Genomic DNA, 15,291 nt, shown 5'->3' on the forward strand with positions numbered 1-15,291 from the left:
CGCCGCCCCCCCCCGCCGGGCCGCCTCCCCACCCGGCGGGCCCCCGCGCCGGGCCGGCTCAGCCCGACCCCCGGGCGGGGGGGCGTCGCGGGGCCGGCCCGGCGCGGGCCGGCCCCACGGGCGGGGCCGACCCGGTCAGGTCGTGCCCGGGTGGGGTGGGGTGGGCGCCGCCGGACGGCTCAGCTGCTCCGGCAGCGGCTTGCTGTGCAGGATCACCAGTTCTCCGACGGCCCGGGTCAGGGCGACGTAGAGCCGGTTCATGCCCCGGGGTTCGGCGGCGACGATGTCGGCGGGTTCGACCAGCACCACCCGGTCGTACTCCAGGCCCTTGACCTGGCTGACCGGGACCGCGTGTAGGGCGTCGGCCAGGTGGTCGGGGGCGATGACGGTCCCGGTCTCCCCGGCCACGGCCGCGGCCAGGTCGTCGACCCGGCGGATCTCCAGGCTGCCGCCGGGCCGGAACGACCGGGTCGGGGCGATGCCGGGCGGCAGGGCCCGGGCCGCGAAGTCGGCGATGACCTCGGGCACCCGGTAGCCGGTGGGCAGGTCCAGCGTTCGGGCGGTCCGCTTGCCGAGCCGTTGCACCAGCTCCGGCCACGAGCCGCAGGCCAGCGGATGGGTCGCCTGACCGAGGTCGCCCACGATGGTCATCGAGGCGTACTCGGCCCGGCGGGCGATCATCCGGCACTCCATCGGCGACAGGTCCTGCGCCTCGTCGAGGATGACGTGCTGGTAGGCGTCCTCGACGGGATCCTCGGCCTCGGCCACCGGCAGCGGCTCGGCCAGCACCGGAACGTAGCCCTCCTCGCCGTACGGGTCGAAGCCGTCGACCCAGCCCACCACCTGGTGGCCCTCCCGCAGGATGATCGCCGCCGCCCAGCGCTGGGCACCCCAGTGGCCGCTGTCCAGCGACTGCCCGGACTGCGCCATGGGGGTGGCCAGGCCGGGAGCGAAGAGCTGCCACCCGTCGGCGAGGCTCGGGCTGAGCACGAAGGTCTCGGCCAGCCGGGTGCCGCTGCCCAGTTCCCGGCGCTGCCACTCGGGCCGGACCTCGGCGACCCGTGGCGGCCGGCCCAGGATCTCGGCCAGCTCGTCGAGCAGCGGGACGTCGTCCACCGACCATCCGCCCCGCTGGGCGGGGAGGACGTCCTGCGGGGTCAGTGCCGGCCACCAGGCGGTCAGGAAGGCGTCGGGGACCTCCCGGCCGTCCAGCAGTTCCGCCAGCACCGTCGCGGCCTGCGGCCGGGCGGCGTTGGGGGCGATCCCGGCGGCCTCGCACCGGCGGCGGATTTCCCGGCGGGCGCGCGCCAGGTCGTCGGCGTCGAGACCCCACAGCCGGTCCGGCACGTTCGGCGGGGTGTCCCAGGCCAGGTCGGTCAGCACCCGCACCATCCGCAGGTCACCCTTGGTGCGGGCCACCTCGGCGCTGTCCCGTCGGGTCGCCACGACACCGTCGAACAGCTCACCGATCGCGCGCAGGTGGACGCTGTCCTCGCCGAGACCGGGCAGCACCCGGCCGATGTAGGCGGTGAACACCGTGGACGGGCCGACCACCAGCACCCGGCCGTCGGCGAACCGGCCCCGGTCGCGGTAGAGCAGGTAGGCGGCCCGGTGCAGGGCCACCTGCGTCTTGCCGGTCCCCGGACCGCCGGTGATCAGGGTGACCCCGTGGGTCGGTGCCCGGATCGCCTCGTCCTGCTCGCGTTGGATGGTCGAGACGATGTCGCGCATGTGTGCGCCGCGTTCCCGGGTCAGCGACGCGAGCAGGGCACCCTCGCCGACCACCCCGTCGACGGGCGTGGTCGACAGCACCTCGTCGTCGAGGCCGACCACGGTACGCCCGGCGCAGGTGATCACACGGCGACGGGTGACCCCGAGCGGTTCGCCGGGGGTGGCCCGGTAGAACGGTGCGGCGGCGGGGGCCCGCCAGTCCACCACCAGCGGCTCCCGGTCGGCGTCGCGGACACCCAACCGACCGATCCGGTACGTCTCGTCGTCGTCGAAGTCGAGCCGGCCGAAGACGATGCCCTCTTCCTGGTCGTCGAGATCGGACAGCCGGGTGGCGGCACCCAGCACCATGGCGTCCCGCTCGACCAGGCCGGCGACCGGTCCGCCGCCGGCCCGCCGGTGCCCCTCCTCGTTCAGCTGTCTGGCCTGCGCTCGCATGACCTCCAGGCGGGCGTACACCGCGTCGACCACCTGTTGTTCGATGGCGATCTGCCGGGCTGTCTCGGACACGTGCTCCCCGTTCTCCCGCCGGCCGGTCCGGCGTGGACCGGTCGAGCGTAGGCGGGTCCCCGGGGGCAAAAATCGTTATCCGGGACGATCTGGGCGGCTTGACCGGCGCATATGATGAATGTGGCGGCAGGGGACGGATGCTCCGTTTCCGGGGATCGAGCGCTGCGACGCGACCCCCCATCTCACCGGCCGGACGCCGCCCCGGCGGCCCCGGTCGGACGATCACTCGTTCCACGGCGTGGGCCACTGTTTGTCTGAGACCTGGTTGGCCCTCACTCGGCCCGGGCCGCACTGCGCCGCCCGGCTGGTCGGGCTCGACCTCGACCGGGGCACCGACGCGGAACTCGCCGCCGTGCGTGCGGCCCTGGTGGCGCACAAGGCGGCATCTTCGTCAACCCGGGCTCGACGTCACACGTCTTCAGTGTCTCCCCGGCGGCGAGCCGGGCCGTGTTGGATCTGCTCTACGCCCACCTCACCGAGCCGGAGCACCTGGTCCGGGGGACCGTTCCCGGGGGGCCGGGCGACCTGTGGCGTCCGCCGGTGGCTTGATCACCGGTGTCCGACCTGCTCGCATCCCGGCGCGACCCTGTCGTCGGACGGGTGGGACCCGGGCGCGGCTGCGGTGCCGGCCGCGGCGGACCGGGTGTGACCGGGGGTCCGTCACCGAACGGGGATCGGTCGGGGTCGGCCTGGGTCGGGTGGTCCGTCGAGCTGCGGACCGGGATCGTGCTCGCTGCGGTACCCGCCGTCAGCGGGTCTTCCTGGTCGCCCGTTTGCGGGGCGGGGTCAACAGGTCGGCGATCGCGCTGATCGCGGTGGGCACCGTGCGGTAGTACGCCCAGACCCCGCGCTTCTCGCGTTCGATCAACCCGGCCTCGGTGAGGATGCGCAGGTGGTGACTGACCGTCGGCTGGGACAGGCCGAGCGGCGCGGTGAGGTCGGTGACGGACGCCTCGCCCTCCGGGGCGGACTGGATGAGGCTGAGCAGTCGCAGGCGGGCCGGGTCGGCGAATGCCTTCAGCACTCCCGCGAGCCGTTCCGCGTCGGCACGTTTGATCGGCTCGCCGGCCAGCGGCGAGACCACAGGTGTATTGATTTTCGCAGCTCCCACGTCCGCCATCATGGCAGCAAGTGCCCCGTCCGACCGCTGGATCGACAATCGGCCGGCACGAATTCGCGGATCGGGTGACTCCTGCCGGCGAGTCGGCCGACCCGCCGTGGTGGGAGTGGACGACACCCGGGGGCGGGGGCACAGGACGTCACTCCCGTGCCCCCGCCCCCGGGTCGCCTGCCTGCCGCTTCCCGGTGGCGCAGCCGTTCAGCGGCCGGTCCGTTCAGCGGGCGGCCCGGGTCAGCGGGCGGTGCGGCCGGCGGGCGGCCCCGGGTCAGCGGGCGGTGCGGCCGGCGGGCGGCCCGGGTCAGCGGGCGGTGCAGGTGGGTGTCAGCCCGGACCCGCTGCCGTTGCCCTGGAAGCCGAATTCCGCCACCTGGCCGGCACCGAGCTGGCCGTTGTAGCTGACGTTGGTGAAGCGCACCGTGCCGGTGCTGCCGCTGGCGGTGGCGTTCCAGGTGTTGGTGACGCTCGCGCCACCGGGCAGGGTCGTGCTGACGGTCCAGCCGGTGGTGCCGGAGGAGCCGGCGGTGACCCGTACGGAGGCGGTGAAGCCCCCGGTCCACTGGTTCACCGTGACGGTGGCGGAGCAGCCGCTACCGCCGGGCGGTGGCGTGGTCGGGGTCGCGGGGGGAGTGGTGGGGGTGGCCGGGGGAGTGGTCGGCGGCGGCGTGGTGGGCGGCGTCGTGCCGTCGAACTGGGTGAAGAAGCTCCACACCACCGGTCGGGTCCAGGACTTCTCGCCGGGCGCGTAGGGGTCGGCGGTGCCGTCCACGGCGTTGGGGGCGTGCCCGCCGTCGAACGGCGCCCAGGCGACCGGGTATCCGGCCCGGCAGCCCGAGTAGTAGGTGATGGTGTGCGTCAGGCTGCCCTGCGCCGGCTCCGGCGGGTTCTGCGGGGTGCAGCCGTTGTTGCGGACGAACCGGTCGCGCAGCGACCGCCCGGTCGCGATGGGGAGCACGCTGTCCCGCAGCCCGTGGATGCCGATGTACGCGATCGGCTGGGTGCCGCCGTTGCAGCCGCTGAGCTGGCCGCCGGAGTAGACGGCGACGGCGCGGAAGACGGTGGCGCGGGCGCAGGCGATGGCGTAGCTCATGCCGCCGCCGTAGCTGAAGCCCATGGCGAACCGCTGGGTGGTCTCGACGCACAGGGCGGACTCGATCTGGCGCATCATGTCGTCGACGAATGTCAGGTCCCGGTCGCCGCTGTTGGCCCAGCCGTTGCCGATGCCCTGCGGTGCGACGAAGATCGCGCTGTTGTTCGACAGCGCCCGGATGCCGTAGTACGACCAGGGATAGCCGCTGGTGCCGCCCGAGTCGACGTCGTTGGCGGTGCCACCGTTCCAGTGGAAGCCGAAGATCAGCTTGTAGGGGTGGTTGCGGTCGTAGTTGTCGGGGATCCGCAGGATGTACGAGCGGTTCTGGCCGCCGCTGGAGATGGTGCGGTTGCCGCTGGTCAGCGTGGGTGCCTTGCCGCAGCCGGCGGTCGCCGCGAGCGGGGTGACGTCGTTGGCGTACGCGGGCGGGCTGGCTCCGGCGGTGATCGCGGCACCGCCCAGCGTGAGGGCGAGCGTCGCCGCTGCCGCGACGATGCCGGCCGCGAGTCGGTGTCTCGACATCAGGGGAACTCCTTCGACGTCAGCGTGGTGGTGGGGGGTGTGACTTGCCCGCCTGCCCGGCGCGGACGGCGGCGGTCGTGGGGTGACCCGGTCGCGCCGGTGGTGGGTCACCGGATCGGGACAGGCGTTCACATTCATCGATGATTACGAACGTAATCCGTATGACGTATGATGTCAACGAGCGGGCGGTCGGTGGTGGCCACGGAGCGGGTCCGAGGCGTGCCGGTCCGGAGCCCGGCCAGGCGGGCACCGGGTGCGCGACGACGGGGCCGGCGACGCGGACCGGTCCGCATCGCCGGCCCCGTCGTCGTGGGCCCGTGCCGGCGTCAGCCGGGAGGGTGGTTCACCAGGTCAGGGGCAGGGTGTTGACGAACCGGGTGAGCGCGCCGGCGAGGAGCTGGTCGTCGCGGCGGGAGGGGTGCCAGTCGCAACCGAGCTTGTCCAGCCCCAGCGCGTTGTCGTCGTAGTAGAGCGAGCGGATCCGGGTGTCGCCCCGGCTGGTGCGGGTCTGCACGATCTGCTGGACTGAGCTGGCGAGCGCCGTGGTGGGGGACAGGTCGGGGTAGGTGAGCACGATGAACGTGTCGGGGCCGTACCGGCTGCGCAGCTTGTCGATGAACGCCAGGTAGGCGGTCCGGTAGTCGGCGGCGAGCTGGTCGACGGTGGACCAGCGCTCACCGGGGTTGAGGGCGGTGGAGAAGTCGTTGATGCCCAGCCCGACCACGACCAGCTGCGGCTTCCAGGTGCCCGGGTTCTGCCACGTCGTGCTGTTCCACAGGGCCTGGAGATCGGTCTCGTAGTAGGTGCGGAAGTTGTCCGTGCCGCCACCGTTGTAGTTGCGCACCATGCCGAGGCCGGACCAGGCGATGAGCTGGTAGTCGGCGTTCAGGCTCTGCGCGGTCAGCGCGCCGAAGGTGACGTCGGCGTTGGAGTTGCGGGTGACCCCGCCGTTGCTGTTGCAGTCCCGGGTGGTCGACATGTTGCCGTACCCGGCGGTCCAGGAGTCGCCGATGAACTCGATCTGCCGACTGCGCGGGGCGGGTCTGGCCAGGATCGCACCGCCGGAGGCGGCGACCAGACCACCGAACTCGCCGGCGGCCCACGGGCTCTCGGTGCGCTTGGCCAGTCGTACGGTGTGCTCGGTGTTGGCGAGGTTGCGCACCCAGTAGGTGGTCCGACCCGGGGTGACCAGGGTGGCGACGGTTGCCCCGTCGATCTGCACGACGTAGTCGTTCTGCGCGTCGTTGAGGACGATCCCGACCCCGGTGCCGCGGAACCGGCCCTCGAAGTAGACGCCGGGCCAGGTGTACTGCGCGCTGCTGCCGACCGCCTTGACCCGCCCGACCGTCGACGTCTGGTCCAGCGCCCCGGATGCCGGCGGCGCGGTGGTCGGCGGCACCGTCGTGGGCGGCGCGGTGGTCGGTGGTGCGGTGGTCGGTGGTGCGGTGGTGGGCGGCGTGGTCGTCGGTGGTGCGGTGGTGGGCGGCGCGGTCGGGCTGGTGGTACGCCCGGTGCACGGCACCCCGTTGAGGGCGAAGTCGACAGGCACCGGGTTCGCCGCGTTGTTCCATGAGGCGCCGAAGCCGAACTGGGTGCTCGCCCCGGAGCCGAGGGTGCCGTTCCAACCGGCATTGGTGACCGTGACCCGACCGGCGGACTGGGTCACCGTGCCGTTCCACAGCTGGTCGATCACCTGCCCTGCGGAAAAGGACCAGGTCAGCCGCCAACCGGTGAGCGGATCGCCGAGGTTGGTGAGGTCGACGCTCGCGCCGAACCCGCCCGGCCACTGGTTCGTGACCGTGTAGGTGACCCGACAGCCGGCAGCTGCCTGGGCGGGTACGGTGCCGACGAGCGCGGCAGTGGCGGCGACGGTGGCGGTGGCGAACAGCGACACCGCCAACCGGAACCGGGAACGGGTGAGTCGCATCGATGGTCCTTCCGCGAGGGTGGCGGCGACTGTTGTCGGCCGTGGTTCGGGGCGGCTGCACCGGATCTCCCGTTCGGGGCGGTGGCCGCGCAGGCGTCGAGGGGATGCGCCGGGTGGTGGCGTGCCGCCAACGGCCCTGATCCGCCGTCGGTCGACTCGCGTCTGTTGGTGTCGTGCGGTGTCTCGTCCGCAGCCAGCCCGGCTCCGCAGGCATTATCCCGCCCGGCTTTCACGTCCGTCAATCGAGACGGTCGTCGTGCGGGGCGTCGGCCGGTGGCGTCCCGGCCGTACCCGGACCGGAAATTTAGCGAGATCCATCTATATTGACGTCGGGCGTCGGCAGCGGCAGGATCGCGGCACCACCCCCGTGATCTGCCCTGGAGGCGTCATGCCCCGTCCCCGTCTGCCGCTGCTGCGGGCCGCCACCCGGACGGTCGCGCTCGCCGCGGCCACCGCCGGTGTGCTGTCCGTCGCCGCCGCGCCCGCCACCGCCGCCGTCCCCACCGGCCGCTACGTCGCGCTCGGCGACTCGTACACGTCCGGTCCGCTGATCCCCACCCAGGTCGACCGGAACTGCCTGCGCTCCAACCGCAACTACCCGTCCCTGGTCGCCGCGTCCGCCGGCTCCTCGTCGTTCACGGACGTGAGCTGCTCCGGGGCCACCACGGACGACATCCGCTACGGCAGCGGCACGCTGCCCCCGCAGCTCACCGCGGTCACCCCGGACACCGCCCTGGTGACGGTGCAGATCGGCGGCAACGACATCGGCTTCTCCAGCATCATCGGCGACTGCGCGCAGGCGAGCTTCAGCAGTCCGCTCGGCTCGCCGTGCAAGAACCTCTACACCGCCGGCGGCACCGACCAGTTGCAGGCCCGGATCACCGCCACCGCGCCGAAGGTGACCGCCGTGCTCCAGGCGGTCCGCCAGGCGGCGCCCGGCGCGCGGATCGTGGTGCTCGGATACCCGGCGATCGTGCCGGACTCCGGGTACGGCTGCTGGCCACTGGTCCCGATCGCCTACCAGGACGTGCCGTACCTGCGGGGGGTGGCCAAGTCGCTCAACGCGATGCTGGCCGGTGCCGCCGCCGCCAACGACGCCGTCTACGCCGACGTCTACACCCCGTCGATCGGACGCGACACCTGCAAGAGCAGCGGCACCCGGTGGGTGGAGGGGCTGCTGCCGGAGAACGCCGCCGCGCCCTTCCACCCGAACGCCCGGGGCGAGCAGGGCATGGCCACCGCACTGCTGGCCACCTTGGACGACTGAACTGACCGCACCCTGCTCACGCCGGTACGGCGGTGCGTCCGCCCGGCGGGGACCCCCCGGTCCTGAGCTGTCGGATCCCGGAGTCGGGGCCGACGTCATGACCGGGGGGCCCGCCGTTGCGGGGGACACCCGTCAGGCCACGGCGCATTCCTGGCCGTTGAGGGTGAACCCGGTCGGCTTGGCGTTGCCGCCGGACCAACTGGAGATGAAGCCGAAGTTGGCGCTGCCACCGGGGCTGATGGTGCCGTTCCAGCCCACGTTCGTGGCGGTGACCTGGGCCCCGCTCTGCGTGTAGGTGGCACCCCACGCCTGGTTGAGCTGCTGGCCGTTGGCGAACGACCAGCGCAGGCTCCAGCCGTCGACCGCCGTGGTGCCGGTGTTGCGGACGATCACCTCGGCCTGGAACCCGTCCGGCCACTGGCTGCTGATCGCGTACGTGACCTGGCAGGACGCGGTCGACGGCGGCGGCGTGGTCGGGGCCGGGGTGGTCGGGGCCGGCGTGGTGGGCGTCGGGGGCGGGGTGGTCGGGGTGGGGGTGCTGGTCGCGCCGCTGACCCGGTAGACGACCGTCCCGTGACCCGGCACGCTGGCCGAGATGGCCCCGGAGGTGGTGCTGGTCGTGTTGGCCCACGCGTCACGCAGGGTGAACGAGCCGCCCGACAGCCCGATCGCGGCGGCGGTGGTGCTGATCGTGGTGGCGGCCGTCCCCTGGTTGAACAGGGCGACGGCGACGTCGCCGTTGGCGAGCCGCTTGGCCAGCACCCGGCGGGTGCCGTCGAAGGAGACCTGGCTGGCCTGGAGCGCGAGCGGGTCCTGGCTGATGCCGAGGAGATTGGCGTTCTTCAGGATCGTCTGGGTCGCCGCGTTCATGTTGCGCAGGTCGTTCCCGGCGATCATCGGTGAGGCCAGGATGGCCCAGAGCGCGAAGTGGCTGCGCATCTCGGTGTCGGTCATGCCACCGCGGCCGACCTCCATCATGTCCATGTCGTTGAACGCGCCGGGCTTGGCCCGCGCCGCGAGCGGCACGGTGACGTCGACGATGTTCTGGATGCCCATCGGGTAGCCGTTGGTCTGGCCGCTGTTCCAGGTGTTGGTGATGTCCTCGGTGGTGCGCCACATGTTCGACACGTCGCCCCAGTTGCGCTGCGGCCCGGTCTTGGAGTGGATGCTGTTCGAGTTGATGCTCAGCACGATGGGTCGACCGGCCGCGGCCAGCCCGTCGCGCATCTTGGCGAAGGCCCGCACCTGGTCGTCGATGCTGCCGCTGGGCGAGCACCAGTCGTACTTCAGGTAGTCGACGCCCCAGGCGGCGAACTGCCGGGCGTCCTGGGCCTCGCGGCCCTGGGAGCCGGTGGCGCCGGGGTAGGAGTTGAAGTACTGGGCGCAGGTCTTGTCCAGCGGCGCCTGGTAGATGCCGAACTTCAGCCCCCGGGCGTGGATGTAGTCGCCGAGCGCCTTCATGCCGGAGGGGAACCGGGTCGGGTCACCCTGGAGGTTGCCGGCCGAGTCCCGGTTCGGGTTCATCCAGCAGTCGTCGACCACGACGTACTGGTAGCCGGCGTCCTTCATGCCGGAACTGACCATCGCGTCGGTCATCTGCCGGATCAGCGCCTCGCTGATGTTGCAGCCGAAGGTGTTCCAGCTGTTCCACCCCAGCGGCGGGGTGCGGGCCACCCCGTTGTCCAGGGCCAGCGCCGGGGAGGTCCGCAGCACCACCGCCGGGCCCGCCACCAGCAGCAGCCCGGCCGCCAGGGCGGTCAGCAGGCGACGCCTGCGGGTAGATGGTCTTCTCATGTTCTTCCGTCCGTTCCACTCGGGGATCATGTGTGCCGGCAGGGGGCGGGACGCGTCGTCGCCACCTCGGCCGGCCCGGGGGCGGACCGAGGCGGCGACGACACGTCCGGTGCCGGTCAGCTCGTGGTGCAGGTGAGGTTCGTCGGCGCGTTGTTGGTGCCGCTCACCGTGCCGATGAAGCCGAACGTGGTGGAGGCACCGGCGGCCAGCGCCCCGTTGTAGTCGACGTTCTTCACGGTCACGTTCGCGCCGCTCTGGGTGTGCGACCCGCCCCAGATCTGGCTGACGGTCTGTCCGTTGGGGAACGTCCAGGACACCGTCCAGCCCCGGATCGCGGTCGCGCCGGCGGTCACGGTGACCTCGGCCTGGAAGCCACCCGACCACGAGCCCGTCACCGCGTACGTCGCCCGTGCTCCCGAGGGTGCGGGCGAGCTGGTGGTCGGGACCGGGGTCGTCGGCGGTGGGGTCGTCGGCGGCGGGGTGGTCGGGACGGGGGTGGTCGGCGTGGGGGTCGGAGTCAGCGTCGGGGTCGGCGTCACGCCCGGCCGGGCCGCCCGGTAGGTGTGCCCGGCGCGGACGGTGAACTGGACGACGTCGGTCTCCGGGCGGGTGGTGGCCGGTGCGCTGCCGTCGGCGACATCGACGAGGGTGAAGCTGCCGGTGAACAGCCGCGACCGCACCCGCAGCGTGCCGTCGCGGTCGGCGCGGATACCGATCTCGTCGGGCTGCCCGCTGCTCCACGCCACCCCGACGGTGTAGCCGCCGCGCCCCCGCAGGCCGGCGACCTGGCCGGTGGGCCAGGCGCTGGGCAGCGCGGGCAGCACGTTCAGCTCACCGGTGTGGCTGTGCAGCAGCATCTCGGCGATGCCGGACGTGGCGCCGAAGTTGCCGTCGATCTGGAACGGCGGGTGCAGGTCGAACATGTTCGGGGCGAGCCGGTCGGTGCGCACCAGGTCCTTCAGCAGCTTGTGGGCGCGGGCGCCGTCCTCCAGCCGGGCCCAGAAATTGATCTTCCAGGCGAGGGACCAGCCGGTCCCGTCGTCGCCCCGCAACTCCAGGGTCTTGCGGGCGGCCTCGTACAGGGACGGGGTGCCCCGCTTGGTGATCTGGTTGCTGGGGTGCAGTCCGTACAGGTGCGAGACGTGCCGGTGGTTCCGCTCGGTCTCCACCCAGTCGGCCAGCCACTCCTGCACGTTGCCCCGCGAACCCACCCGGTTCGGGGGCAGCCGGTCCTTGGCGGTGCGTACCTGCGACCGGAAGGTGGTGTCCACGCCGAGGGTCTCGCTGGCGCGGGCGGCGGCGTCGAAGAGGTCCCGCAGGATCTGGTTGTCCATCGTCGGCCCGGCGCAGACGCTGGCGTTCGAGTGGTGCGGCAGCTCCGGTGAGTTCGACGGGTTCGTCACCAGGTAACCCAGCGTCGGGTGGGCGACCAGGGTGTCGAGGAAGAACTGCGCGGCGCCCTTGAGCGCCGGGTAGTTGGCCTGGAGGAAGCCCAGGTCACCGGTGAACAGGTAGTGGTCCCAGATCAGGGTGCCCAGCCACGCGCCACCGGTCTGCCACATGCCCCACAGCGCCCCGTCCACCACCGACGCGCCCCGCCAGGCGTCGGTGTTGTGGTGGGTGACCCAGCCACCCGCGCCGTACTGCGCCTGGGCGACCCGGGCACCGGTCACCGTCAGGTCCTTGACCATGTCGAAGACCGGCAGGAAACACTCGGCGAGGTTGGTGGTGTCGGCCGGCCAGTAGTTCATCGGCAGGTTCGCGTTGATCGTGTACTTCGAGTCCCAGGACGGCGTCAGCGAGTCGTTCCAGATGCCCTGCAGGTTCGCCGGCTGGGTGCCCGGCCGCGACGACGAGATGAGCAGGTACCGCCCGAACTGGAACAGCAGCGCGGCGAACTGCGGGTCGTTGCTGCTCGCGTGCTGGGCGATCCGTACGTCGGTCGTCTGGTCGGCCGCGGCCGTCCGACCCAGGTTGATGCTCACCCGGTTGAACAGCGCCTGGTAGTCGGCGAGGTGCCGGCTGCGCAGCTGCTCGATGGCGACGCCCTTGGCGGCGTTGAGCCGGGTTCGGGCGATGCCCTGGTAGTCGCCGTTGACGGTGCGGTAGTTGACGTAGCTGGAGCCGATCGAGATCAGGATGGTCACGCTGGTGGCCCCGGACACCCGCAGGGTGCCCCCGGAGCTGCTGACCGTGCCACCGGTCGCGGCGGCGTTGGCCAGGGCCAGGAACCGCACCGAGCCGGTGACCCCCTCCTGGCTGCCGGAGATGCCGTCCAGCCCGATGGTGGCGGAATCCGGGCTCGACACGGTGGTGCGCTGCGGGCTGTCGAAGGTGGCGGAGAACGTGATCGCGTTGGCCCGGTCGGCGGTCAACCGCACCACGATCACCTGGTCGGCTGCGCTGGCGAACACCTCCCGCTGGTGCCGTACCCCGTTGAGCAGGTAGGTCGTGGTGACCGTGGCGGTGGTCAGGTCGAGGGTCCGGACGTACTGGCTCGTCCCGCTGGCCGAGCCGAAGGCCAGCCGCAGGTTGCCCACGGTCTGGTAGGCGAGCTGGCCGCCCGGGTTGCCCATCATGGTCTGGTTGATCAGGTCCTGCGCCGAGGTCCACTGGTCGGCGAAGACCCGCCGCCGGATCTCGGCCAGGTTGGTCGCCCCCCGGGTGTTGGCCGAGTCGTACGGGCCGCCGGCCCAGACGGTGTCCTCGTTGAGCTGGAGCCGCTCGGTGTCGACGTTGCCGAACACCATCGCGCCGAGCCGTCCGTTGCCGATCGGCAGCGCGCGGAGCCAGTCGGTGCCGGCTCCCTCGTCGTACCACAGGGCCAGGTCGTTGGCGGCCAACACCTGGGGCGGTGCGACCGAGTCGGCGCGGGCGGTGGCGGTCCAGGCGACCGGGACCAGCGCGGCACCGGCCCCTGCCGCTCCTGCCTTGAGGACGTTCCTTCGGGTCACTTCAGACATGATCACTCCCAGCAGTGCGGATCAGGGACGGGTGCGGGTGGGGGGACGGGCGTCGCCGCCGGGCCGGGTGCTCAACCGTCACGCCCGGCCCGCCGTGGCCGGCGCATCGGTGCTGGCCGGACGTCGTGCCATGGCATGACTCCTGTCGGTGCTACGCAGTGGTGGTCCGACCGCAGGGCAGGGTGGGACGGCCGTCGTCGTGGTCCCGGGACGGGGACACGGCCGATCGCCAACCGGCCCGAGTCGGTGTTTCGATCAGCCGGCAACGGGATACGCCGCTGTGAGCGTTAACAGGTGCGGCCCCTCGCACCCTGACGTCGACATCCGCGAATGCCGTGACGGCGCGTCGAGCTCCCGGCGGCGCACCATCTCGCCTTATATGGACTCTCGTGGATTCGCGGGGTCCCGTCAAGATATGACGGCCATGTTGCGCGAATGTTCCTGCCGGGTGCCGGCGGTCCGGCCGGCCGGCCGTGTCCCGTCGCGCCGGGTGGGTGGACGCCCGGTGCCGTCGGGGGAGCTACCGACTCGGGCCCGGGGTGCGGGGTTTCTTGCCAGCTCAGGGCGCTGTCCTGGCGGGGTGCCGGTGGGTGCGCCGCCGGGGGTGGGGGTGTGCCGGCAGCCGGGGACCTTGAACCCCGGGCGGGTCTTCCGTAGCATTCGGGTCGCGAAATGTTATCGCAAACATTTCTGGACCGTGGCAGCGTCGCGGGCCCACAGGCACCGTCCACTGTGGTGAAATTCCCCTCAGGGAGGTGATGCCCGGTGTCCGCCGGACCGTCCTACCGCAATCCGGTCGTCCCCGGTTTCCACCCCGACCCGAGTGTCTGTCGGGTGGGCGAGGACTACTACCTGGTCTGCTCCAGCTTCGAGTACTTCCCCGGCGTACCCCTGCTGCACAGCCGTGACCTGGTCAACTGGCGGCAGATCGGCAACATCCTGGACCGGCCGGGCCAGTGCGAACTGCCCCCGGACGCCGAGGCGTCCCGGGGCATCTTCGCGCCGACCCTGCGCCACCACGACGGACGGTTCTGGCTGATCACCACCAACGTCAGCCTGGGGCGGCACCTCATCGTCACCGCGCCGCACCCCGACGGCCCCTGGTCCGACCCGGTCTATCTCGACCTGCCGCACGTCGACCCCTCGCTGGCCTGGGACGACGACGGCAACTGCTGGCTGACCACCTCCGGGGTGGACGCCTACCGGATCGACCCGGAGGCGGGGGAGGTGCTGGAGGGCCCGATCGCGCTGTGGTCGGGCACCGGCGGCCAGTACCCCGAGGCGCCGCACCTCTACCGGATCGACGGCTGGTGGTACCTGCTGCTCTCCGAGGGTGGCACGCACACCGGCCACGCCGTCTCCGTCGCCCGCTCGCGCAGCCCGCGCGGCCCGTTCACCCCCGCGCCCACCAACCCGATCCTGACCCACCGCAGCAGTGACCGCCCGGTGCAGGCCACCGGGCACGCCGACCTGGTCCAGGCCGTCGACGGTAGCTGGTGGCTGGTCCTGCTGGGCATCCGGGCCAAGGGCCACTGGCCGCCCTACCACGTCCTCGGCCGCGAGACCTTCCTCGCCCCGGTGCGCTGGGTCGACGGCTGGCCGGTCGTCGACCCGGTCGAGGAGCTCACCGTGGCACCCGCCGGCAGCGCCCCGGCCGGTGCCGCCCCGCCCGACCCGGGCGACCACCACGACGACTTCGACGCGACCACCCTGGCACCGGAGTGGATCTCGCCCCGCCGCCGACCCGCCGACTCCTGGTCGCTGACCGCCCGGCCGGGCTGGCTCACCCTGCATGCCGAGGGCGCGACGCTAGACCTGGCCGGCGCGACGATCGTGGCGCTGCGGCAACGGCACCACGACTGCCGGGCCAGCGTCCGGGTGGACCCGGGCGACGGCACCGCCGGGCTCACCATCCGGATCGACGAGGCGCACCACTACGACCTGGAGGTAGGGGCCGGCACGGTCCGGGTCGTCGGCCGGGTCGGGCCGTTCCGGCAGGTGTTCGCCACCCGTGCCGTGCCGCCGGGCCCGCTCGTGCTGACGATCGCCACCCGCACCGACGACGTCTTCCCGCCGACCGTGACGTCCGCCGCCGAACTGGCGGCCGGAACCGCACCCCGGGGGGTACGCGCCGCCGGCTGCGACATGGTCACCTTCGAGGTGGCCGGCCCGACCGGCCCGACCGTGCTGGCCGAACTGGACGGGCGCTACCTGTCCACCGAGGTCGCCGCCGGCTTCACCGGCCGGGTCATCGGCATGTACGTCACGCAGGGCAGCGCCGCGTTCGACTGGTTCGCGTACCGGCCGGTGGCGGAGCGCGCCGGTGCCGGGCCCGTGGGCGCTACCGGGCCGTCGGTGGAGCCCGCACCGTAG

8 protein-coding genes are annotated in these 15,291 nt (G+C 72.4%); 2 read left to right on the forward strand and 6 right to left on the reverse strand.

The window, feature by feature from the left end; translation table 11 throughout:
• Positions 1-135: 135 nt before the first annotated feature.
• The 4 genes from AB0C22_RS08205 to AB0C22_RS08220 form a co-directional block, all read right to left on the reverse strand.
• A complete protein-coding gene (locus tag AB0C22_RS08205; protein ID WP_357534212.1) occupies positions 136-2,238 on the reverse strand; it encodes a UvrD-helicase domain-containing protein in 2,103 nt (700 codons plus the stop codon).
• Between the two features lie 748 nt (positions 2,239-2,986).
• Positions 2,987-3,358 (reverse strand): metalloregulator ArsR/SmtB family transcription factor, encoded by a 372-nt coding sequence (locus tag AB0C22_RS08210; RefSeq protein ID WP_219463000.1) that lies wholly within the window; start codon positions 3,356-3,358, stop codon positions 2,987-2,989.
• 298 nt (positions 3,359-3,656) lie between these two features.
• Entirely contained in the window at positions 3,657-4,967 is a 1,311-nt protein-coding gene (locus AB0C22_RS08215) for a cellulose binding domain-containing protein (RefSeq protein ID WP_357534215.1), read from the reverse strand.
• 343 nt (positions 4,968-5,310) lie between these two features.
• Positions 5,311-6,894: a cellulose binding domain-containing protein gene (locus AB0C22_RS08220; protein WP_357534217.1), complete on the reverse strand. Its 1,584-nt coding sequence runs from the start codon at positions 6,892-6,894 to the stop codon at positions 5,311-5,313.
• A gap of 388 nt (positions 6,895-7,282) precedes the next feature.
• On the opposite strand from AB0C22_RS08220, the gene AB0C22_RS08225 reads away from it, so the two are divergent.
• Positions 7,283-8,161, forward strand: a complete 879-nt coding sequence (locus AB0C22_RS08225) for an SGNH/GDSL hydrolase family protein (protein ID WP_208570836.1) — start codon at positions 7,283-7,285, stop codon at positions 8,159-8,161.
• 132 nt (positions 8,162-8,293) lie between these two features.
• Here the strand turns inward: AB0C22_RS08225 and AB0C22_RS08230 are convergent, their stop codons facing one another.
• Both AB0C22_RS08230 and AB0C22_RS08235 read right to left on the reverse strand, forming a co-directional pair.
• Positions 8,294-9,955 (reverse strand): cellulose binding domain-containing protein, encoded by a 1,662-nt coding sequence (locus AB0C22_RS08230; RefSeq protein ID WP_357534219.1) that lies wholly within the window; start codon positions 9,953-9,955, stop codon positions 8,294-8,296.
• A gap of 116 nt (positions 9,956-10,071) precedes the next feature.
• Entirely contained in the window at positions 10,072-12,918 is a 2,847-nt protein-coding gene (locus AB0C22_RS08235) for a glycoside hydrolase N-terminal domain-containing protein (RefSeq protein WP_357534221.1), read from the reverse strand.
• Between the two features lie 765 nt (positions 12,919-13,683).
• On the opposite strand from AB0C22_RS08235, the gene AB0C22_RS08240 reads away from it, so the two are divergent.
• The gene (locus tag AB0C22_RS08240) at positions 13,684-15,291 is read left to right on the forward strand and encodes a glycoside hydrolase family 43 protein (RefSeq protein WP_357534223.1); all 1,608 of its coding nucleotides are present in this window, start codon (positions 13,684-13,686) and stop codon (positions 15,289-15,291) included.

Source organism: Micromonospora sp. NPDC048894 (assembly GCF_040649765.1).
Classification (GTDB): Bacteria; Actinomycetota; Actinomycetes; order Mycobacteriales; family Micromonosporaceae; genus Micromonospora; species Micromonospora antibiotica.